This window comes from Pedococcus sp. P2_D7 (assembly GCF_056404295.1).
The window spans coordinates 364,640-384,130 of sequence record NZ_JBFUEH010000003.1 but is presented as its reverse complement, the minus strand read 5'-3'; the positions used below and the strand labels follow the sequence as shown (position 1 = coordinate 384,130).

Annotated in this window: 24 protein-coding genes and 1 pseudogene; 21 read left to right on the top strand and 4 right to left on the bottom strand. The window is 71.4% G+C overall.

The features are described from left to right. The first annotated feature begins 33 nt into the window (after positions 1–33). The 9 genes and pseudogenes from AC1DWJ_RS08975 to AC1DWJ_RS08935 all read left to right on the top strand — a co-directional run bounded on the left by AC1DWJ_RS08975 (position 34) and on the right by AC1DWJ_RS08935 (position 6,167). Entirely contained in the window at positions 34–450 is a 417-nt protein-coding gene (locus AC1DWJ_RS08975; RefSeq protein ID WP_457254827.1) for a Fur family transcriptional regulator, read from the top strand. Further along, on the top strand, positions 435–1,493 hold the full coding sequence (gene ygfZ, locus AC1DWJ_RS08970; protein WP_477620593.1) for a CAF17-like 4Fe-4S cluster assembly/insertion protein YgfZ: 1,059 nt from the start codon (positions 435–437) through the stop codon (positions 1,491–1,493). Before AC1DWJ_RS08975 ends, ygfZ begins: the two co-directional genes overlap by 16 nt. A gap of 51 nt (positions 1,494–1,544) precedes the next feature. Further along, positions 1,545–2,396, top strand: coding sequence for a beta-keto acid cleavage family enzyme (locus AC1DWJ_RS08965; protein ID WP_477620592.1), 852 nt, complete (start codon positions 1,545–1,547; stop codon positions 2,394–2,396). Between the two features lie 195 nt (positions 2,397–2,591). After that, positions 2,592–3,038: a helix-turn-helix domain-containing protein gene (locus AC1DWJ_RS08960; RefSeq protein ID WP_477620591.1), complete on the top strand. Its 447-nt coding sequence runs from the start codon at positions 2,592–2,594 to the stop codon at positions 3,036–3,038. A gap of 1 nt (position 3,039) precedes the next feature. Beyond that, a complete protein-coding gene (locus tag AC1DWJ_RS08955; protein ID WP_477620590.1) occupies positions 3,040–3,726 on the top strand; it encodes a hypothetical protein in 687 nt (228 codons plus the stop codon). A gap of 194 nt (positions 3,727–3,920) precedes the next feature. Continuing rightward, the gene (locus tag AC1DWJ_RS08950; protein WP_477620589.1) at positions 3,921–4,901 is read left to right on the top strand and encodes an asparaginase; all 981 of its coding nucleotides are present in this window, start codon (positions 3,921–3,923) and stop codon (positions 4,899–4,901) included. 6 nt (positions 4,902–4,907) lie between these two features. Further along, positions 4,908–5,327: pseudogene (gene dtd / locus AC1DWJ_RS08945) on the top strand (D-aminoacyl-tRNA deacylase); the annotation flags it as partial. 41 nt (positions 5,328–5,368) lie between these two features. Beyond that, positions 5,369–5,704 carry a DUF2516 family protein gene (locus AC1DWJ_RS08940; protein WP_457254819.1) on the top strand — a complete coding sequence of 112 codons (336 nt, stop codon included), beginning with the start codon at positions 5,369–5,371 and terminating at the stop codon, positions 5,702–5,704. Between the two features lie 91 nt (positions 5,705–5,795). Continuing rightward, entirely contained in the window at positions 5,796–6,167 is a 372-nt protein-coding gene (locus tag AC1DWJ_RS08935; protein WP_477620588.1) for a phosphomannose isomerase type II C-terminal cupin domain, read from the top strand. A 96-nt stretch (positions 6,168–6,263) separates the two neighbouring features. On the opposite strand, the gene AC1DWJ_RS08930 is transcribed toward AC1DWJ_RS08935, so the two are convergent. Further along, entirely contained in the window at positions 6,264–7,058 is a 795-nt protein-coding gene (locus tag AC1DWJ_RS08930) for a class I SAM-dependent methyltransferase (protein WP_477620587.1), read from the bottom strand. A 163-nt stretch (positions 7,059–7,221) separates the two neighbouring features. Here AC1DWJ_RS08930 and AC1DWJ_RS08925 point away from each other — a divergent pair, with 163 nt between their 5' ends. The 5 genes from AC1DWJ_RS08925 to AC1DWJ_RS08905 all read left to right on the top strand — a co-directional run bounded on the left by AC1DWJ_RS08925 (position 7,222) and on the right by AC1DWJ_RS08905 (position 11,475). Beyond that, positions 7,222–7,902: a TetR/AcrR family transcriptional regulator C-terminal domain-containing protein gene (locus AC1DWJ_RS08925; protein ID WP_477620586.1), complete on the top strand. Its 681-nt coding sequence runs from the start codon at positions 7,222–7,224 to the stop codon at positions 7,900–7,902. 140 nt (positions 7,903–8,042) lie between these two features. Beyond that, positions 8,043–8,783: a hypothetical protein gene (locus AC1DWJ_RS08920; protein WP_477620585.1), complete on the top strand. Its 741-nt coding sequence runs from the start codon at positions 8,043–8,045 to the stop codon at positions 8,781–8,783. A 30-nt stretch (positions 8,784–8,813) separates the two neighbouring features. Continuing rightward, positions 8,814–10,127 (top strand): D-inositol-3-phosphate glycosyltransferase, encoded by a 1,314-nt coding sequence (gene mshA, locus AC1DWJ_RS08915; RefSeq protein WP_457254813.1) that lies wholly within the window; start codon positions 8,814–8,816, stop codon positions 10,125–10,127. 32 nt (positions 10,128–10,159) lie between these two features. Further along, entirely contained in the window at positions 10,160–10,684 is a 525-nt protein-coding gene (locus AC1DWJ_RS08910) for a YbjN domain-containing protein (RefSeq protein ID WP_477620603.1), read from the top strand. A 56-nt stretch (positions 10,685–10,740) separates the two neighbouring features. Then, entirely contained in the window at positions 10,741–11,475 is a 735-nt protein-coding gene (locus tag AC1DWJ_RS08905; RefSeq protein WP_477620584.1) for a phosphoglyceromutase, read from the top strand. 90 nt (positions 11,476–11,565) lie between these two features. Here the strand turns inward: AC1DWJ_RS08905 and phoU are convergent, their stop codons facing one another. Then, positions 11,566–12,255, bottom strand: coding sequence for a phosphate signaling complex protein PhoU (gene phoU, locus AC1DWJ_RS08900; protein WP_477620583.1), 690 nt, complete (start codon positions 12,253–12,255; stop codon positions 11,566–11,568). Positions 12,256–12,422: 167 nt separating this feature from the next. Between phoU and AC1DWJ_RS08895 the strand changes: the two genes are divergently transcribed. Continuing rightward, positions 12,423–13,625 carry a sensor histidine kinase gene (locus tag AC1DWJ_RS08895; protein ID WP_457254808.1) on the top strand — a complete coding sequence of 401 codons (1,203 nt, stop codon included), beginning with the start codon at positions 12,423–12,425 and terminating at the stop codon, positions 13,623–13,625. After that, the gene (locus AC1DWJ_RS08890) at positions 13,622–14,305 is read left to right on the top strand and encodes a response regulator transcription factor (RefSeq protein ID WP_056922089.1); all 684 of its coding nucleotides are present in this window, start codon (positions 13,622–13,624) and stop codon (positions 14,303–14,305) included. Before AC1DWJ_RS08895 ends, AC1DWJ_RS08890 begins: the two co-directional genes overlap by 4 nt. 92 nt (positions 14,306–14,397) lie before the next feature. Here AC1DWJ_RS08890 and AC1DWJ_RS08885 read toward each other — a convergent pair whose 3' ends face one another. Further along, positions 14,398–14,943, bottom strand: coding sequence for a hypothetical protein (locus tag AC1DWJ_RS08885; RefSeq protein WP_457254806.1), 546 nt, complete (start codon positions 14,941–14,943; stop codon positions 14,398–14,400). A gap of 197 nt (positions 14,944–15,140) precedes the next feature. Here AC1DWJ_RS08885 and AC1DWJ_RS08880 point away from each other — a divergent pair, with 197 nt between their 5' ends. Together AC1DWJ_RS08880 and ispD are read left to right on the top strand one after the other, a co-directional pair. Next, a complete protein-coding gene (locus AC1DWJ_RS08880; protein WP_056922091.1) occupies positions 15,141–15,623 on the top strand; it encodes a CarD family transcriptional regulator in 483 nt (160 codons plus the stop codon). Continuing rightward, positions 15,620–16,297 carry a 2-C-methyl-D-erythritol 4-phosphate cytidylyltransferase gene (gene ispD, locus AC1DWJ_RS08875; protein WP_457254859.1) on the top strand — a complete coding sequence of 226 codons (678 nt, stop codon included), beginning with the start codon at positions 15,620–15,622 and terminating at the stop codon, positions 16,295–16,297. Before AC1DWJ_RS08880 ends, ispD begins: the two co-directional genes overlap by 4 nt. Here ispD and AC1DWJ_RS08870 read toward each other — a convergent pair. Continuing rightward, positions 16,294–16,923 carry a GNAT family N-acetyltransferase gene (locus AC1DWJ_RS08870; protein ID WP_477620582.1) on the bottom strand — a complete coding sequence of 210 codons (630 nt, stop codon included), beginning with the start codon at positions 16,921–16,923 and terminating at the stop codon, positions 16,294–16,296. The genes ispD and AC1DWJ_RS08870 overlap by 4 nt on opposite strands. Positions 16,924–17,010: 87 nt before the next feature. On the opposite strand from AC1DWJ_RS08870, the gene ispF reads away from it, so the two are divergent. The 3 genes from ispF (at position 17,011) to AC1DWJ_RS08855 (ending at position 19,461) form a co-directional block, all read left to right on the top strand. Then, positions 17,011–17,502 carry a 2-C-methyl-D-erythritol 2,4-cyclodiphosphate synthase gene (ispF, locus tag AC1DWJ_RS08865; RefSeq protein WP_477620581.1) on the top strand — a complete coding sequence of 164 codons (492 nt, stop codon included), beginning with the start codon at positions 17,011–17,013 and terminating at the stop codon, positions 17,500–17,502. A 92-nt stretch (positions 17,503–17,594) separates the two neighbouring features. Further along, positions 17,595–18,680: an S-(hydroxymethyl)mycothiol dehydrogenase gene (locus AC1DWJ_RS08860; RefSeq protein WP_477620580.1), complete on the top strand. Its 1,086-nt coding sequence runs from the start codon at positions 17,595–17,597 to the stop codon at positions 18,678–18,680. Positions 18,681–18,768: 88 nt separating this feature from the next. After that, on the top strand, positions 18,769–19,461 hold the full coding sequence (locus AC1DWJ_RS08855) for an MBL fold metallo-hydrolase (RefSeq protein WP_457254800.1): 693 nt from the start codon (positions 18,769–18,771) through the stop codon (positions 19,459–19,461). Positions 19,462–19,491 lie beyond the last annotated feature (30 nt).

The following is a 19,491-nucleotide window of genomic DNA, read 5'->3' as shown; positions in this document are numbered from 1 at the left end:
TGGGTGATCGGCGCAGGACCGTACTCTGGGGTGGTGCAGGACGTCGGCGAGCGGTTGCGGGCAGAGGGACGTCGGATGACGCCCCAGCGCCAGCGGGTGCTCGACGCCGTGGCGCGACTGGGCCACGCGACTCCCGAGGACGTCGTCGCGGGAGTGGCCGGCGACGGCGGCCAGGCGCTCGCACCCTCGACCGTCTACCGCGCCCTCGAGGCCCTCGAGTCGCTGGGGATCGTCGGGCACACCCACCTCGACCACCGCGCGCCGAGCTACCACCTCGCCGACCACGCCACCCACATCCACCTCGTGTGCCGGACCTGCGGCACGGTGCAGGAGTGCCCCAAGGAATACGCCGAGGGCTTCGCGGGGAATGTTCTGGCCGGCTCGGGCTTTGTTGCTGACGTGACACACATGGCGATCCACGGAGAGTGCAGCACATGCGCGACGCGCTAGGGACGACGACCGACCCGGGTGCGCCCGAGGTCGCTCGGTCGGTGCTGCTCGACCGACCGGGCGCCGTCGAGGGTGACGGCCCGGACGCGGGGGTCGCCGCGCACTACGGCGACCCGCTCCGGGAGCAGCGCCTGATCACCGAGGGGCTCGCGGTCGTCGACCTCTCCCACCGGGGCGTCGTCACCGTCACCGGACCCGACCGGCTCTCGTGGTTGCACTCCATCACCAGCCAGCAGCTGACTGGGCTGCCCCCTCGCGAGTCGCGCGAGGCCCTGGTGCTGACGCCCAAGGGGCACGTCGAGCACGACCTCCACCTCGTCGACGACGGCGAGACCACCTGGATCACCACCGAGTCCGGTCAGTCCGCGGCCCTCACGACGTGGCTCGACTCGATGCGGTTCATGCTCCGGGTCGAGGTCGCCGACGTGACGTCCGACTGGGCGGCCCTCGGTGAGCCCTCGGCGGCCGAGTCCCAGCCGGGGGAGCCCCTCGCGTGGCGCGACCCGTGGCCCGACCTGGTCGGTGACACTGCGGCATACGGACCGGTCGAAGGGCACCCGGCACTCGGGCGCGCGTGGCGCGAGGTGCTGGTGCCGCGCGCCACCCTCGCCGCGGCGGTCGGTGACCGCGACCTGGCCGGCACGTGGGCCAGCGAGGCGCTGCGCGTCGAGGCCTGGCGCCCTCGCTTCGGGTTCGAGACCGACCACCGCACCATCGCCCACGAGGTCGACTGGCTCCGCACCGCCGTGCACCTGCACAAGGGCTGCTACCGCGGGCAGGAGACCGTCGCGCGGGTGCACAACCTCGGACGCCCGCCGCGGCGCCTCGTGTTCCTCCACCTCGACGGGTCCGGGCACACGCTCCCCGAGCGTGGTTCGGCCGTGCTGGCCGGCGACCGGCCGGTGGGTCAGCTGACCTCCGTGGCCCGGCACTTCGAGGACGGTCCGATCGGCCTCGCCCTGGTCAAGCGCAACACCCCCGTCGACGAGGTCCTCGATGTCGCAGGTGTGAGCGCGAGCCAGGTCGTGGTCGTCGCTCCCTAGCTGCACCGACCCCGCTCGGTGCCGCTGCGTGCGGCTGCCATGATGTCGGCCATGGCTCCCTCGCAAGGCTCCGTCACCGGCACCCTCATCACCGTCGCGCCTACGGGCGCAGAGCTGGCCAAGGCGGACTTCCCGCAGCTGCCGACCACCCTCGACGAGCTGGTCGAGACCGCGGTCGCCTGCGAGGCCGCGGGCGCCGCGATGATCCACCTGCACATCCGCGACGGTGAGCACCGCCCGACGCTGGACCACGGTCACCTCAAGGCCGCGGTGGATGCCTTGCGGGAGAAGACCTCGCTCATCATCCAGCTGTCGACCGGGGGCAGCGTGCACGACCCGCTCGACCAGCGGTTGACCGTGCTGGACGCGGAGCCCGACTCCTGCAGCCTGACCTGCGGCACGACCAACTTCGGCGACGACGTCTTCCTCAACCCCTACGGGTTCATGTCCGACCTCTACGTCCAGGCGCAGGAGCGCGAGGTGGTGCCGGAGTTCGAGCTCTTCGACCTCGGGCACGTGGCGTCGCTGGCCCGGCTCGTCGACACGCACGGCCTGCCCTTCGGGGGCAAGGTCCACGTCGACTTCGTCACCGGGGTCCCGGGAGGTATGCCGGGCACGCCGGCCGCGCTGCTCGCCGCTGTCGCGATGCTGCCGCCGGAGGTCACCTCGTGGTCGGCCACGGGCATCGGTCGCAGCCACCTCCCCGTGGCCGCCGCCGCGCTCGCCGCGGGTGGGCACCTGCGGGTCGGGATGGAGGACAACGTCGTCTACGCGCGAGGTGTGCCGGTCGAGCACAACTCCCAGCTCGTGGAACGGGCGGCCCACCTGGCCGAGGTGATGCAGCGCCCGGCGCTGTCCACTGCCGACGCGCGCACCATGCTCGGCGTCAAGGACCGCGGCTGACCTCCCCCCTTGGACCAAGCCTTTATCGGGTTTAGGGACATTGTTGCGCTTCACCCGACTTCCGTTCCGGGGTGAAGCGCACCTTTATCGGGTAACCCGATAAAGGTGCGCAGCAACCCCGGATGTATGCCGTGTGATGGGGAACACGCTGCCTTGAGTTTGCATTTTGCTAACTAAAGCAAGCACACTGGGGGCATGAGCCGAATTCCGTTGGGGCCGCTGGGCGGCAACAACCTGGGTGACTACCTGCGTGAGCAGCGTCAGTCCGCCCGGCTCTCGCTGCGCCAGCTCTCCGAGCTGGCCGGTGTGTCCAACCCCTACCTGTCCCAGATCGAGCGCGGCTTGAAGAAGCCCAGCGCGGAGATCCTCCAGCAGCTCGCCAAGGGCCTCGAGGTTTCCGCGGAGTCGCTCTACGTCCGGGCCGGGATCCTCGACGAGCGCCACGGCGATGCTCCGGCGTCGCAGGGTGCAGCGCCCGACACCAGGGCCGTCATCGGCGCCGACCCGCAGCTCACCGACCGCCAGAAGGCAGCGCTCCTCGACATCTACGACTCGTTCGTGGGCATCGAGGCCGCGCCGGCCGGGAAGCGATCGACCACCCGACAGTCACCCCCCAAGACCCCTCGCAACAAAGGAGCATGACATGGCATTCGTTGCCGACATCCGCAAGAACGTCATCGACACCACCCCCGTGTTCGCCGCCGTCGGCCTGACCGACCTCGCGGTCGAGAAGGTCCGCGACGCCCGCGTCAAGGCCACCGCGGTGCGCATCGACCTCGATGCCAGCAAGCTCCAGGCCAAGGCCCAGGCGCGCGTGACCGATGCTGCCGAGCAGGCGCAGGAGCTCCCGGCCCTCGCCCTCAACCGTGGCCTCGAGATCGCCGGCAAGGCGCAGGAGACCTACGAGACCGTCGCCGCCCGTGGCGAGAAGCTCGTGAAGCGCGTCCGCACCCAGAAGTCGACCAAGGACCTGCTCGCGCAGGCCGAGGCCACCTTCGCCCTGGGCAAGGGTGCCGTCACGACGGTGCGCAAGTCCGCCAACGAGATCCAGCGCTCCGCCAAGGCGACGCTGACCACCGGCCGCAAGCAGGCCGTCGTCGCTGCCGACGCGATCGCCGACTCCGTCGCCGTGGAGGCCACCGAGGCCACCGAGACCGTCACCAAGGCCGCCGCCGCGACCCGCACCTCCGCCAAGCGCACCGCGACGACCACCAGGAAGTCGGCCGCCGCGACCAAGTCCGCCACCAAGGGCGCGACCACCAGCGCGAAGAAGACCGCCACCGCCACCAAGAAGGCCAGCACCGCTGCCGCCAAGAAGGTTGGCGCCTGACGCTTCGCCCCCACGCCATTCGGCCCTCTCCCGTGCACCGGGAGGGGGCCGTTTGCTTGCCGGGGTAGTCGGCTTCACCCTGGTTGCGTGCGCTTCACCCGACAAGGGTTCTCGGGGGGAGCGCACCTTTGTCCCCAGACCCGATAAAGGTGGGGCAGCAGAGGGGAGGGTGGGTCGGTGGCTAGGCTCGGACGGTGAGCACGCCGCATACCCAGACCCCTCCCGCCCTCGACCAGGCCCCGGTCCTCGCGCACTACGTGCGGGGTGGCTTCGTGGAGTCGGCCCACCGTGCCTCGGTGGTCGCGACCGCGCCGGATGGGAGCCACCTGCTCGCGCTCGGCGCCGTCGACGACCCGATCTTCCCGAGGTCGTCCAACAAGCCGGTCCAGACGCTGGCGATGGTGCGAGCGGGACTGCGGCTGCCGCCCGCCCACCTCGCGCTCGCGTCGGCCAGCCACTCGGGCGAGGACTTCCACGTGGCCGCAGTGCGCGAGATGCTCGCCTCCGTCGGGCTGACCGAGGCAGCCCTCCAGAACACGCCGGACTACCCCGTGAACGAGGAGGCCCGCGAGGCGGTGCTGCGCGCCGGCGGCGGCAAGCTCCCGATCACGCAGAACTGCTCCGGCAAGCACGCCGCGATGCTGGCCACGTGCGTCGTCAACGACTGGGACACCGCGACCTACCGCGACCCGGCCCACCCCCTCCAGCAGGCCATCTCCCAGACCCTGGCCGAGCTCACCGGTGACGAGATCACGGCAGTCGCGATCGACGGCTGCGGTGCGCCGGTCATGGCGGTGACCCTGGCCGGCCTCGCCCGCGCGTTCGGCCGGATGGCCGCCGCGGAGCCGGGCACGCACGAAGCGGAGGTCGCCGACGCGATCCGCAGCAACCCGGCATACCTCGGCGGCACCGGGCGCGACGTCACGGCCCTCGTCGAGGCGACGCCCGGGCTGATCGCCAAGGACGGCGCCGAGTCGGTGTATGCCGTGGGGCTGGCCGACGGGCGCGGCATCGCCGTCAAGGTCGCCGACGGCTACCCGCGGGCGAAGCCGGTCATCCTCGCGGCTGCCCTGCGGCGCCTCGGGGTCGAGTCGCCGGCGCTCGCGCAGCTCGAGCACTCCCCGGTGCTGGGCCACGGCGAACCCGTCGGCGCGATCGTCGCCGTCAACCTCTGAGCCACGGTGCGTGCCGTCCTGCAGCGCGTGACCAGCGCCTCGGTCACCGTCGAGGGTGAGGTCGTCGGGTCGATCGACCGCCCCGGCCTGCTCGCGCTGGTCGGGGTGACCCACGACGACGGGCCTGACCAGGTCGAGGCGCTCGTCCGCAAGATCGGCGACCTGCGGATCCTGCGCGACGAACGGTCCGTGGTCGACGAGGGCGCCCCTGTGCTCGTGGTCAGCCAGTTCACCCTGTACGCCGACACGCGCAAAGGGAGGCGGCCGTCGTGGGGCGCCGCAGCACCGGGCCCGGTCGCGGAGCCGCTGGTCGATGCCGTCGTGGCGGCGCTTCGTGGTCGGGGGATCGAGGTCGCGACGGGTCGGTTCGGGGCCATGATGGAGGTCACGCTCGTCAACGACGGTCCGGTCACCCTGCTCGTCGACGTCTGCCCGTCCCGCGGTCTGCTGACCCTTAGGCTGTCCTCATGTTCAACGGACTGTTCACCGCCCAGGGCATCGTCACCCTGCTGCTGGGGCTCGCCGCCTTCGCTGCCGAGGTGTTCGCGCTCGTCGACTGCGTGCGACACCGTCCGGACGCGTTCGTCGCGGCAGGCAAGCGCACGAAGCAGTTCTGGTCGGTCGTCCTCGGGATCGCCGTCCTGCTCGGTTTCGTGTCGGTCGGGAGCCAGCTGACCTTCTCCATCGGCCTGATCGCCGTCGTGGCGGCCGGCATCTACCTCGCCGACGTGCGTCCGGCGCTCCGCCAGGTCAGCGGTGGCCGCGGTGGGGGCCAGCACATGGGACCGTACGGACCGTGGTGACCCCAGGACGCGGCGCCGGTCAGGCGGGGGTGTCAGACATGACCAGGGTGTCAGGCAGGACAGAGGGAAAGCGCATGACAGAGGGCAAGCCGTGACCGAGATCGCTGACCCGCGCGACGGGATCTTCACCCAGCAGCGACCCTGGGGGCAGTTCCAGCAGCTCGCGTCCAACGAGCGGGTCACCGTCAAGATCATCACGGTCGAGCCGGGTCATCGCCTGTCGCTGCAGACCCACGACCACCGGGGCGAGTTCTGGCAGGTGCTGGACGGGCCGATCGTGGTGACGGTCGGCGACCGCACCTGGACCGCGCAACCCGGTGAGACGGTCTGGGTGCCTTGCCACGCCGTGCACCGGATGGCCAACCAAGGCGACGAGGCCGGCCGCCTGCTGGAGATCGCCTACGGCGACTTCGACGAGGCCGACATCGTGCGCCTCGAGGACGACTACGCCCGCGACGCCTGACGCGCCCTGACGCGCCCTGACGCGCCCTGACGGGGCGGCCGTCGCTGCCGAGCTGTCCTCCCTCACCTCTGCTGGCAGAAGCTCAGTCAGCAGAGGTCAGGTCGCGGGGGCGACGGCCGACCAGTCGACGGTGACCTCGCCCAGTCGCCACCGGGCGGGCCCGTCGGCGACCGGCCAGCCCTCGGCGCGGACCGTCTCGACGGCGGCCAGGAAGCGCTGTCGGACCCCGAAGCTGGCCTGGTGCGCGGCCCGGAGCCAGGCGTCGTCCAGCGCTCGCAACCAGTCGTGCACGGCCTCGCCCTCGACGTTGCGGTGGATCAGTGACTTGGGCAGCCGCTCGGCGATGTCGGACGGTCGATCCAGCCCGCGCAGCCGCCAGGACAGGCTGAGGGACACCGGGCCAGACCGGTCGACGGCGATCCACGCGCTGCGCCGACCGAGCTCGTCGCAGGTGCCGTCGACGAGCAGCCCGTCGGGGGTCAGTCGTTGCTGCACGGTGGCCCAGGCCTGGGCAACCTCGGACTCGTCGTACTGCCGCAGCACATTGAAGGCCCTGACCACGGTGGCCTGTCGCCCGTCCAGCGGCACCTCGAAACCGCCGAGCCGAAAGGACAGTCCCTCGCGTTCGAGTGGCCTGCCGAGGGCGACGCGATCGGGCTCGATCTCGATGCCCACGACTTCGACGTCGCGCCGGACCCGCGTGAGCCGGTCGTGCAGCTCGACCGCCGTCACGGGCGAGGCGCCGTAGCCGAGGTCGACCACGATGGGCGGCTGTCCCGGCCGCCGGAGCCGCCACGCCTGGGGGCCGGCCAGCCAGCGGTCGACCCGCCGGAGCCGGTTGGGGTTGGTGGTGCCGCGGGTGATGGTGCCCACGGGGCGCTGCCGAGCCACGCCCGAAGCCTAGGGCCCGCAGTTGTGGCCGCTGGTGCCTCACCAGGCCCGGCGATCTGGCGGTCGGTGCGGCACAGGTGGCCACAAGTGGGGGAGGTGTCAGGCCACGCGTCCGCGACGGTCTGTACGGTGTACAGTAGACTGTACGGTGTACAGTAGCCGCATGTCACCCCCTGCGCCGAAAAAACCTTCGACGCGCCGCGGGTTCAGCACCGAGCAGGTGGCCCTGACGGCCTTGCGGGTGCTGGACGAGCGAGGCGCGGCCGGGCTGTCCGTGCGCTCCGTGGCCACCGAGCTGGGCATCAACCCCAATGCGCTGTACACCTACGTGCGCAGCCGTGAGGACCTCGAACGCCTGGTCGTCGAGTCGGTGCTGGCCGAGGTCCCGCCCCGATCGAGCCGTGGGACCTGGCAGTCGAGGATCCGGGGGCTGTGCCTCGACGTGCACACGGCCCTGGTGCGGCACCCGGGGGCCGCCCAGCTGTTCATGAACGCGCCGATGGACGGGCCGCAGGCGATGGAGCTCGGCGAAGGGCTCCTCCGCGAGCTGACCAAGGCAGGCCTGCCGCCGGCGCAGGCCAGCCGCGCGGCATACACCTTGATCGTCCAGGTGATCGGCTTCGCCGCCCTGGCCATGGCCGAGACCGACGGGACCGTGCCGCTCACGCCCGAGGCCGAACGGATCGCCGGACGGCGCGCGGGCCTGGAGTTCGTGCCGGCCGAGACGCACCCGCTTACCGCGGCCACCCGCGACACCGCGGCCGCCTGGGTGGGGGAGGCGCAGCTGCGCTGGTCGGTGGACCGGCTCCTCGACGGCTTCGCCGCCCTGGTGGACGCGCGATGACGCCGGCGACGCCGGCGACACCGGCGACGCCGAGGCCGTCGACATCGACATCGACGGCGTCGAGCCCCAGGTCGTCGAGGCCGAGGTGGCCGGAGCTGCGGTGGCGCGAGCGGGACATCAGCCGCAGCATGGTCGCCCTCGTGGCCTCACTGGCCGCACTGGCCCTGCTGGGCCTGGCCACCAGCGTCCCGGGCTGGATCGGCCATGAGGAGGGCTTCGTCGACGTGCCGCCCGGCCTGCTCAAGGTGGAGGACGACGCCAAGGGCGTGGCCACCCTGGGTGGCGGCGTGGTCGTGTCGCTCTACTCGGACGGCCTGCGGGTCAGCCGCGACAACACGCTCCTGCTGCAGACGGTCATCGGGGGATCGATGCTGTCCGCGGTCGAGGGGAGTGCCACGACCGGCGGCGACGGGCGCACCCAGGAACGGGTGACCCACCAGTTCGACAACGTGAGCATCACCGACCTGGCCTTCCTGCCCGGGCGCGCGACGTACTACGGCACGGTCGGCGACGGGTCGCGCACCCTGCCGCTGACCCTGCGCATCGAGGCCGGCGGTGGCGTGATCCGGGTCGGCGCCTCCGTCGACGGTGCCGACGGGGTCGTCTGGCACCTCAACCGCGAGCCGCTCACCGTCGGCATCCGGCCCGGCCTGCCGGCGGTGAACCTGCGCAAGACCGCCAACTGGGTCGACCCCGCCACCCTCGAGGGTCGCGCGGTCTTCTCCACCCTCCTCGGCACCGATGTGGGGGTCGGTCCCCAGCGGGTGGCCCGTGGCGTCGACATCCGCGAGGAAGGGCGCACCGACATCCACGTGTGGACCGGCGGGTGCTTCCTCACCGTCTCCTCGCAGGCGCGCCCGGCACCGACCTCCACCTCGTAGCCATCCGGGGACGCGTGGCAGACTCGCGACATGGGCTGCTGCGAACGCATCGACCGCGTCGCGATGCTCAGTGTCCACACCTCGCCGCTGGAGCAGCCGGGCACCGGTGACGCGGGGGGCATGAACGTCTACGTCGTCGAGGTGGCCCACCAGCTGGCCAAGCGCGGGGTCGAGGTCGAGATCTTCACCCGCACCACGACCGCGGACCTCCCGCCGACCGTGGACATGGAGCCCGGGGTCACGGTGCGCCACGTGACCGCCGGGCCGTACGAAGGCCTCGGCAAGGACGACCTGCCGGGCCAGCTCTGCGCCTTCGCCGCCGGCGTCATGCGCACCGGCGCGCACGAGCCGGAGGGCCACTACAGCCTGGTCCACTCGCACTACTGGCTCTCGGGGCAGGTCGGGTGGCTTGCCGCCGACCGGTGGCAGGTCCCGCTCGTGCACACCATGCACACCATGGCCCGGGTGAAGAACCAGCACCTCGCCGAGGGCGACACCCCCGAACCCCCCGGCCGCGAGATCGGTGAGGTCCAGGTCGTGGAGGCGGCGGACCGCCTCATCGCCAACACCCTGGGTGAGCGCAACGAGCTGATCGACCTGTATGCCGCGGAGCCCGACAAGGTGGTCGTGGTGCCTCCCGGGGTGGACCTGTCGCTGTTCTCCCCCGGGGACCCGCGCGCGGCCCGTGCGGCGGTCGGGCTGCCGCAGGACGCCAAGGTGCTGCTCTTCGTCGGCCGGATCCAGCCGCTCAAGGCGCCCGAGGTGCTGGTCAAAGCGGCTGCAGAGCTCCTCGGTCGTCACCCCCACTGGGCCGGCGAGCTCGTCGTCGCCGTGATCGGCGGCCCGTCGGGGTCGGGCCTCGCCCACCCGCGCGGGCTCGAGGAGCTCGCCGAAGGGCTCGGCATCAGCGCGCAGGTGCGCTTCGTGCCGCCGGTCCCGCGGGCCCAGCTGGCCGACTGGTACCGGGCCGCGGACCTCGTCGCGGTGCCCTCGCACTCGGAGTCGTTCGGGCTGGTCGCCGTCGAGGCGCAGGCCTGCGGCACCCCCGTCGTGGCGGCCGATGTGGGCGGGCTGCCCACGGCGGTCGGCGATGCCGGCGTGCTCGTCGACGGGCACGACCCCCACGTCTGGTCGCTGGCCCTCGAAGCCCTGCTGGTCGACCCGCAACAGCGAGAAGCCTTGAGCCGCAGGGCGATCGAGCATGCTGCCCTCTTCGGGTGGGACCGCACGACCGAACGCCTCTATGAGGTCTACGTCGAGGCGTGTCGGGCCCGCGCCTTCACGAAGGACGCGCCCTCACCCAACGGCTCACTGGCCGGCGTCCCCGCTGCGGTGGTCCCGTGACCACGCCGACCGGGCCGACCACGCCGACCGGGCTGGTCGCGCCGACCGGGCTGGCCGAGGTCGTCGAGGAGTTCCTCGCCGAGGCGGAGATCGAGTGGGAGGCGGGGGCCCGTGCCGGCGAGTTCGTCGTGACCCTGCCCGGGGAGAAGAAGCTCAAGACGGTCGTGTCGCTCGTAGCTGGTGCCGCCGCCCTGTCGGTGTCGGCCTTCGTCATGCGCAACCCCGACGAGAACCACGAGAACTTCTACCGCTACCTGCTGCGCAAGAACCTGCGCCTGCCCGGACTCGCCTACTCGGTCGACAAGGCCGGTGATGTCTACGTGACCGGACGCGTTCCCGCGACCGGTGTCGACGCGGCATACCTCGACCAGGTGCTGGGGGTCGTGCTGGAGGCCGCGGACGCCCACTTCAACGAGCTGCTGGCGATCGGGTTCCTGACGAGCATGAAGAAGGAGTGGGACTGGCGGGTGTCGCGCGGGGAGTCGCTGCGCAACCTCGAGGCGTTCCGCTCGATCCTCCAGCGCGACGGCGACCCAGCAGCCGGGCCAATGGGCTGACGACGCCAGCTGAACGCCCGCCGACCCGGCCGCCGCACGCTCGCTAGGCTGGCGCCATGGCTTACACGCTGATCCTGCTCCGTCACGGGCACTCCGACTGGAACGCCAAGAACCTCTTCACCGGGTGGGTCGACGTCGACCTCAACGACCAGGGACGTGAGGAAGCCGTCGACGGCGGAAAACTGTTGAAGGACAAGGGAGTCCTGCCGACGGTCGTGCACACCTCGGTGTTGCGCCGCGCGATCACGACCGCGAACCTCGCGCTCGACGCCGCCGACCGGCACTGGATCCCGGTGCGTCGCGACTGGCGGCTCAACGAGCGCCACTACGGCGCGCTGCAGGGCCTCGACAAGGCCGCGACCCGGGACAAGTACGGCGACGAGCAGTTCATGCTCTGGCGCCGGTCGTTCGACACCCCGCCACCGCCCATCGAGGTGGGGTCGGAGTTCGACCAGAGCGGCGACCCGCGCTACGCCGGGATCGAGGTCCCGCGCACCGAGTGCCTCAAAGACGTCATCGTCCGGATGATGCCCTACTGGGAGGGCGCCATCCAGGACGACCTCAAGGCCGGCGAGACGGTGCTCGTCACGGCGCACGGCAACAGCCTGCGCGCCCTGGTCAAGCACCTCGACGGCATCAGCGACGAGGACATCGCTGCGCTCAACATCCCCACCGGCCAGCCGCTGGTCTACACGCTGGGTGACGACTTCATGCCGACCGAGCCGGCGCAGTACCTCGACCCGGAGGCTGCCGCCGAGGCCGCCGCCGCAGTCGCCAACCAGGGCCGGTAACCCTACACGCGGTGGTGCGCTGGGACGCAGAGAGGCCCGGGTGCCGCCCCCGCGGCATACCGGGCCTCTCTGTCTCCGGTGGAGCGGTGGTCACCGCAGCTCGGTGGCGCGGTCCTCCTGCTCCTCGTGGTCCTCGGCGACATCCCACTCGCCGGTGACGAGGTAGACGACGCGGTGGGCGACCGACACGGCGTGGTCGGCGAAGCGCTCGTAGTAGCGGCCCACGAGGGTCATGTCGACGGCCGCCTCGGTGCCGTGCTTCCACGTCCCGTCGATGAGGTGGCTGAAGAGCGTGCGGTGCAGCTCGTCCATGGCGTCGTCGTCCCGCTCGAGCGTCTTGGCGTCCTCGACGTCCTTGGCCGCGATGACCTGGCCGCACTTCGCCACGATCCGCTCGGCGACCTGGCCCATCTGCAGGATGGTCGCGCGGATGTCGGCGGGCACGGCCGAGTCGGGGTAGCGGAGCCGGGCGACCTTGGCGACGTGGCGCGCCAGGTCGCCCATCCGCTCGAGGTCGGCGCTCATCCGCATGCCCGTGACGACCATGCGCAGGTCCGTGGCGACCGGCTGCTGACGGGCCAGCAGGTCGATCGACAGCGCGTCAAGGTCCTCGCGGAGGCGGTCGAGCTCCTTGTCGGCCTCGATCACCGACTCGGCCAGCTTGATGTCGGCATCGAGCAGGGCCGTGGTGGCTCGGGACATGGCGGACCCGGCCAGCCGGGTCATCTCGACCAGCTGGTCGGAGATGGTGTCCAGGTCCTCGTGAAAGGCGTCGCGCATTGGTTCCCTATGGGTGTGGGCACGGATGGGTGCGGTGGTGCGTGCGAGCCGAGGCTCCCACGAGGCAGTGAACGGTCGGGTGACCTCAGGTGAACATCTGGAGACGCCGTGCTCGACGCACCACCTGCGTGCGCTGACCGCTCTTCGGCGCACCGTACATTGAAGGAGTGGATGCGACCAGTGCTGCACTCCTGGCCGGGTTCGCCGGGCTGCTGACCGGCGCCTTGGCGGTGATCGCCGTACGCTACTCCGAGCGCCAACAGACGAGTATGCCGCCGACCACGCCCGTCACGCCCCTCCCGTCCGGCGTGGCCGACGTCCTCGCCGTGCTCCGCTCGAGTGCGATCGTGGTCGACTCGGCTGACGAGGTCATCAACAACTCACCGTCCGCGACGGCTTACGGGCTGGTCAAGGGCAGGGAGCTGGTCCACGGCGAGCTGCGCCACCTCGCCAGGCAGGTGCGCCGCGACGGCGTGATCCGCGAGTCCCAGCTCGAGCTCGCCCGGGGTCCGCTCGGACAGGGCCGCTCGATCATGCACGCGCGGGTCGCCCCGCTGGGGAGCAGCCACGTCCTCCTGCTCGTCGAGGACCACACGCAGGCCCGACGGGTCGAGGAGGTCCGGCGCGACTTCGTCGCCAACGTCAGCCACGAGCTCAAGACCCCGGTGGGCGGCCTCGGCCTGCTCGCCGAGGCCATCCAGGACGCCAAGGACGACCCCGAGGCGGTCGAGCGCTTCGCCTCGCGGATGCAGGTCGAGAGCCACCGGCTCGCCCAGCTGGTCAAGGAGATCGTGGACCTGTCCCGGTTGCAGGTGGCCGACACCCTCCACGAGCCCCGGCTGGTCGACGTGACGGCCGCCGTCCACGAGGCGATCGACTACTCGCGGGTGGGCGCCGACGCCAAGCAGATCGAGATCGCCGAGGCGTGCGCCCCCGACCTCAAGGTCTTCGGTGACGAGGACCTGCTGGTGACCGCGGTGCGCAACCTGATCGGCAACGCCGTCGCCTACTCCGAGACGGGTAGCCGCGTGGCCGTCGGCGGACGGCTCGCCGACGAGATGGTCGAGATCACCGTCACCGACCAGGGCCAGGGCATCCCCGCGGCCGAACAGGGCCGGATCTTCGAGCGGTTCTACCGGGTCGACGACGCGCGGTCCCGCGCCACCGGTGGCACCGGCCTCGGTCTCGCCATCGTCAAGCACATCTGCGCCAACCACGGCGGCGACGTCGACGTGTGGAGCGAGGAAGGGCGGGGGTCGACGTTCACCATCCGGCTCCCCGCCGCCGTCGACCGCAGCGGGTCGTCGCCCCAGTCAGCAGCCCATGCAGCAGAGCAGCCACCCCCGACCCGAGGAGACACCCCCGCATGACGCGCATCCTGGTCGTCGAGGACGAGATCTCGTTCTCGGACCCCCTTTCCTACCTGTTGCGCAAGGAGGGGTACGAGGTCGCCGTGGCCGAGACCGGTCCCGAGGCGCTGGAGGACTTCGACCGGTCCGGGGCCGACCTCGTGCTGCTCGACCTCATGCTCCCCGGCCTGTCCGGCACCGAGGTGTGCCGCGCGATCCGGGCGCGCTCCAACGTGCCGGTCATCATGCTGACCGCCAAGGACAGCGAGATCGACAAGGTCGTCGGGCTGGAGATCGGGGCGGACGACTACGTCACCAAGCCCTACTCCTCGCGTGAGCTGCTGGCCCGGATCAAGGCCGTGCTGCGCCGGCTGGCCGAGCCTGAGGACCTCCTGCCCGCCACCATCGAGGCCGGACCGGTCCGGATGGACGTCGAGCGGCACATCGTCACCGTGTCGGGTCAGCCCACCGCCCTGCCGCTCAAGGAGTTCGAGCTGCTGGAGATGTTGCTGCGCAACACCGGGCGGGTGCTGACCCGGATGCAGCTCATCGACCGGGTCTGGGGCAGCGACTACGTCGGCGACACCAAGACGCTCGACGTCCACGTCAAGCGACTGCGGGCCAAGATCGAGCCCGACCCGGCCGACCCGCGCCACATCGTGACCGTGCGCGGACTGGGCTACAAGTTCGAGTCCGACTGACTCACTGACCCACTCCTGGCCACCGGTGTCGCGTCGTCGGGCTCAGGACCCGCCGGGCTGCCGCACCGCTGGCCAGAAGTCCGGGCTCAGCGTCAGGGGGTGGCGGCGGCCGTGTCGGTCGGCGTCGGTGCGTTCGTCGGGGCCAACGAGGCGTAGTAGCCGGCCGCCTTCAGGACGGGGACCACGACCACGACGGCCGGCGCGGTGGGCGTCTGGACGCTGAGCGTCACGACGTCTCCCGCGTTGACCGGCACACCCGGGAGCTGGACCTGGCTCGTGTCGGAGAGGCGACGTTCGGAGTAGGCCGGCGCCTCGGCATACACCGGCTGCCCCTGGGGCAGCGAGAAGGAGATGCGCTGCGCGTCGCCACTGGTGTTGCTCACCGAGGCGGACAGCACACCGGGCTTGTCCTTGCCGCCGCTGATGACCACGAGGTCACGCAGCTGGACCGGGCCGAGGTCGACGGGCACGCCGTCAGCGGCGACGTAGGTGACGTTGGTCTGGATCGGTGACTGGGTCTGACAGGCGGACAGCGCCAGGGCTGCGCCGGCCACGGCCACCGGGAGGAGGCGTCGCAGGGATCGCGGGCTGGTGGATCGGCCTCCGGAGCGCGGGGCCAGCGGGGTTCGGCGGGTCACGGGGGACAGCCTAGCGGCCACCTTCGTCGGAGCGCGCACCCGCACGCGTTGCACGGAAATGGCCATTCTGTCAAGACCGAATTCGTTGGCCCGCAATGCCTTTGCGGGCCGCTGACCTGCGCAAACGCAATCGGCTCGGCTTTCCTGACGTCGGCGTGTCGTGATATTCTGAGGGTCGCGAAAGGGGAAAACAGCACATGGTTTTCAAGGTCGGCGAGACGGTCGTGTACCCCCACCACGGGGCTGCACTGATCGAAGAAATCAATACCCGCACGATCAAGGGCGAGGAGAAGATCTACCTCAAGCTCAAGGTGGCCCAGGGCGACCTGACGATCGAGGTTCCTGCAGACAACTGTGAGGACATCGGAGTCCGGGATGTCGTCGGACAGGAGGGCCTCGACAAGGTCTTCGCAGTCCTTCGCGCCCCCCACACCGAAGAGCCGACCAACTGGTCGCGCCGCTACAAGGCCAACCTCGAGAAGCTCGCCTCCGGCGATGTCATCAAGGTGGCCGAGGTCGTCCGCGACCTGTGGCGTCGTGACAAGGACCGTGGCCTGTCGGCCGGCGAGAAGCGCATGCTCGCCAAGGCTCGTCAGATCCTCGTCTCCGAGCTCGCGCTCGCAGAGAAGACGAACGAGGACAAGGCCGAGGCCATCCTCGACGAGGTGCTCGCCTCCTGAGCGTTGCCGTCGTCCTCGTCGCTGGAGGACAAGGCACTCGGCTCGGCGCCGCCCAGCCCAAGGCCTTCGTGGCCCTGGCGGGTACGCCGTTGCTCGAGCACGCCGTCCAGCGCGCGCTGGCAACACCTGAGGTGTCGCACGTCATCGTGGTCGCGCCCGCTTCCCACCTGAGGGAGGCGGGCGCGATCGCGTCCCGGAGCAGCCGACCCGACGACGTGGACGTGGTCGCGGGCGGTGCCGAGCGGACCCACTCCGTCGCCGCCGGACTCGCGGCCCTGCGCCCCGACGACGGCATCGTGCTGGTCCACGACGCGGCCCGCGCGCTTGCCCCTCCCAGCCTGTTCTCCCGCCTGGTGCACGAAGTGCGGTCGGGTCACCCTGCCGTCGTCCCCGGCGTCCCTGTGGCAGACACCATCAAGGTGGTCGACGCGGCCGGTCGCGTGACCGACACCCCCGACCGCTCGACGCTGCGGGCGATCCAGACGCCGCAGGCCTTCCTGCGTGAGGTGCTCGTGCACGCCCACGCGTCCGGCGCACAAGCCACGGACGACGCCGCACTGGTCGAGCGGATGGGCGGCCACGTGCGTGTGGTCGACGGAGACCGGCTGGCCTTCAAGATCACGACGCCCGACGACCTGGCCGTCGCCGAACGCCACCTCGCCGACCCCTCCTAGCGGGTCAGGGCGGCGACCACGTCGTCCCAGGGCGCGACCGGCTGCCGGTCGGCGTCCGCGTGGATGCTGCTGATCCAGCCGTCGACGATCCGCCCCCGCTCGAGCAGGAGGTCGGGGACGAAGACCGGCACGGGGAAGCCGGCCCGCCAGACCGCCTTCGCGCTGCCCCAGTTGCCGGCGTGCGCCTCCCAGCGCACGACCTGCCAGGCGAGGGTGTCGAACGCGTGGGCCACCACCAGCCCAACCGCCTCGGACATCACGCCCCGACCGCGGAAGGCCGGGTGCGTGACGTAGCCCAGGTCGCCGGCCCCGTCGTCGACGGGCAGGACCCGCAGGTCGATGGTCCCGGCATACCGACCATCGACCTCGATGGCCCACGAGGCGCGCGCCGCCGACGGCTCGAGGAGCCCGGTGAGGTACTCCTGTGCCATGTCGCGGGTGTACTCCAGCGGGATCGTCGTGAACCGCTTGGTCAGCGGGTCGACGCAACGCTCGAGGATCGGGTCGAGGTCGGCCTCGGTGTGCGGGCGGAGCGTCACCAGGGTGCCGCTGAGGACGGGCACGGCCAGGGCCTGCGGCGCGGGCTCGGGTGGGGGTTCGGGCGGCGGGGCGGCGGGGTCGGTCATGCGGGCCAACCCTAGTGACGGCACCCCGGCCGCCTCACCCGGTTTTCCGGTGGCCGGGTGCGCGGGTCCGGATGGTTGGATGGGGCCATGGACATCCCGGGTATGCCGCGCACGGGAGTCGGCGTCGATGTCCACGCCTTCGCCGCAGACGACCGACGCGAGCTGTGGCTGGCCGGGCTGCTCTGGCCGGGAGAGGTGGGCCTCGAGGGACACTCCGACGCCGATGTCGCCTGCCACGCCGCGTGCGACGCGCTGTTCTCCGCCGCCGGGCTCGGGGACCTGGGCCTGCACTTCGGGACCGATCGGCCCGACCTCGCCGGCGCCTCGGGGCGCACCCTGCTCGCCGAGGCGGCTCGCCTCGTGCGCGAGGCAGGCTTCGAGATCGGCAACGTCGCCGTCCAGGTGATCGGCAACAAGCCCAGGATCGGCCCGCAGCGACACCTGGCCGAGCAGGTCATGTCCGCGGCCGTCGAGGCCCCGGTGTCCCTGAGCGGGACCACCACCGACGGCCTCGGCCTGACCGGTCGCGCCGAAGGGATCGCCGCGATCGCGACCGCCCTGGTCGTGCCGACGGCCTGACGAGGCCCCGCCCGACTCGCGAGTCTCCTGGCGACGCGCGACACCCCTGACCGACCGACCGACCGACCACAGACCGACCCGAGGAGCCAGGCATGCCGCAGACCGTCAAGGGAGTCATCGCCCGCAGCAAGGGAGCCGACGTCGAGCTGGTCGACGTCGTCGTGCCCGACCCCGGATCGGGTGAAGCCGTCGTGCAGGTGCAGTCGTGCGGTGTCTGCCACACCGACCTGCACTATCGCGAGGGCGGCATCAACGACGAGTTCCCCTTCCTGCTCGGTCACGAGGCCGCGGGCGTCGTCGAGGCCGTGGGTGAGGGCGTCACCGACGTCGCGCCGGGCGACTTCGTCATCCTCAACTGGCGGGCGGTCTGCGGCCAGTGCCGCGCCTGCGCCAAGGGCAAGCCGTGGTACTGCTTCGCCACCCACAACGCGACCCAGAAGATGACCCTCACCGATGGCACCGAGCTCAGCCCGGCACTCGGCATCGGGGCGTTCATCGAGAAGACCCTCGTCGCGGCGGGCCAGTGCACGAAGGTCGACGCCGACGCGGACGCGGCGGCCGTGGGTCTCCTCGGCTGCGGGGTGATGGCCGGCTTCGGCGCCGCCGTCAACACCGGCGGGGTGGGTCGAGGCGACTCGATCGCCGTCATCGGGTGCGGCGGACTCGGCAACGCGGCCATCGCCGGAGCCACCGTGGCCGGCGCGACGACGATCATCGCCGTCGACGTCGACGACCGGAAGCTCGAGGGCGCGAAGTCGTTCGGCGCCACCCACACGATCAACGGCACGACCGAGGACGTCGTCGAGCGGATCCGCGAGCTCACCGGCGGCTTCGGTGCCGACGTCGTGGTCGAGGCGGTGGGCCGACCCGAGACCTACGAGCAGGCGTTCTACGCGCGTGACCTCGCCGGCACCGTCGTCCTCGTCGGCGTCCCGACGCCCGACCAGCAGGTCACGCTGCCGATGATCGAGATCTTCGGTCGCGGTGGCGCCCTGAAGTCGAGCTGGTACGGCGACTGCCTGCCCAGCCGCGACTTCCCGATGCTCGTCGACCTCTACCGCCAGGGCCGCTTCGACCTCGACGCGTTCGTGTCCGAGCGGATCGGCCTCGGCGACGTCGAGGGGGCGTTCGACAAGATGGAGCGCGGCGAGGTCCTCCGCTCGGTCGTGGTCCTGTGATGCCGACGACAGCGCGAGGACACGAGCCGGGTCCCACGCTCTGCGTGGGCGGCACGAGCGAGGCCCGGAGCGCCGAGGAGGCAGCACCATGGGTGTGAGCGGGCACGGCGGCGACCAGGACGCCGGGGTGCCGGTCATCGCACCGTCGGCGGGAGGCGTGCGCGTGGACCGCGTCGTGACGTCCGGGACGTTCGAGCTCGACGGCGGGAGCTGGGAGGTCGAGAACAACGTGTGGGTCGTCGGTGACGACAAGGAGTGCCTCATCATCGACGCCGCCCACGACGGGCGCACCATCGTGAAGTCGATCGACCTCGAGCGCCGGGTCGTCGCCGTCATCTCGACGCACGCCCACAATGACCACATCAACGCGGTCGGTGAGGTCTGCGACGGGACGCGCGCCCCGGCATACCTGCATCCTGCGGACCGGATGCTCTGGGACGAGCTCTACCCCGTCACCCCTGACCGCGAGCTGGCCGATGGCCAGGTGGTCACCGTGGGCGACGTGGACCTGCACGTGATCCACACCCCCGGCCACACGCCGGGGTCGTGTTGCCTCTACGCGCCGGCGCTGGACGTGGTGTTCACCGGCGACACCCTGTTCAACGGTGGCCCCGGCGCCACGGGACGGTCGTACAGCGACTTCCCGACCATCATCGAGTCGATCCGCGACCGGTTGCTGACGCTTCCGGACGAGACCGTGGTGCTGACCGGCCACGGCGACGCGACGGTCATCGGCGCCGAGGCCCCGCACCTGCAGGAGTGGATCGACCGCGGTCACTGACGGGCTCGGGCCCGGACCGTCGTGCGGTCC

Excerpts from the sequence above, each read along its gene's own strand:
- ygfZ (WP_477620593.1), top strand. The coding sequence starts at position 435 with ATGCGCGACGCGCTAGGGACGACGACCGACCCGGGTGCGCCCGAGGTC.
- AC1DWJ_RS08965 (WP_477620592.1), top strand. The coding sequence starts at position 1,545 with ATGGCTCCCTCGCAAGGCTCCGTCACCGGCACCCTCATCACCGTCGCG.
- AC1DWJ_RS08960 (WP_477620591.1), top strand. The coding sequence starts at position 2,592 with ATGAGCCGAATTCCGTTGGGGCCGCTGGGCGGCAACAACCTGGGTGAC.
- AC1DWJ_RS08955 (WP_477620590.1), top strand. The coding sequence starts at position 3,040 with ATGGCATTCGTTGCCGACATCCGCAAGAACGTCATCGACACCACCCCC.
- AC1DWJ_RS08940 (WP_457254819.1), top strand. The coding sequence starts at position 5,369 with ATGTTCAACGGACTGTTCACCGCCCAGGGCATCGTCACCCTGCTGCTG.
- AC1DWJ_RS08925 (WP_477620586.1), top strand. The coding sequence starts at position 7,222 with ATGTCACCCCCTGCGCCGAAAAAACCTTCGACGCGCCGCGGGTTCAGC.
- mshA (WP_457254813.1), top strand. The coding sequence starts at position 8,814 with ATGGGCTGCTGCGAACGCATCGACCGCGTCGCGATGCTCAGTGTCCAC.
- AC1DWJ_RS08905 (WP_477620584.1), top strand. The coding sequence starts at position 10,741 with ATGGCTTACACGCTGATCCTGCTCCGTCACGGGCACTCCGACTGGAAC.
- phoU (WP_477620583.1), bottom strand. The coding sequence starts at position 12,255 with ATGCGCGACGCCTTTCACGAGGACCTGGACACCATCTCCGACCAGCTG.
- AC1DWJ_RS08890 (WP_056922089.1), top strand. The coding sequence starts at position 13,622 with ATGACGCGCATCCTGGTCGTCGAGGACGAGATCTCGTTCTCGGACCCC.
- AC1DWJ_RS08880 (WP_056922091.1), top strand. The coding sequence starts at position 15,141 with ATGGTTTTCAAGGTCGGCGAGACGGTCGTGTACCCCCACCACGGGGCT.
- AC1DWJ_RS08870 (WP_477620582.1), bottom strand. The coding sequence starts at position 16,923 with ATGACCGACCCCGCCGCCCCGCCGCCCGAACCCCCACCCGAGCCCGCG.
- ispF (WP_477620581.1), top strand. The coding sequence starts at position 17,011 with ATGGACATCCCGGGTATGCCGCGCACGGGAGTCGGCGTCGATGTCCAC.
- AC1DWJ_RS08860 (WP_477620580.1), top strand. The coding sequence starts at position 17,595 with ATGCCGCAGACCGTCAAGGGAGTCATCGCCCGCAGCAAGGGAGCCGAC.
- AC1DWJ_RS08855 (WP_457254800.1), top strand. The coding sequence starts at position 18,769 with ATGGGTGTGAGCGGGCACGGCGGCGACCAGGACGCCGGGGTGCCGGTC.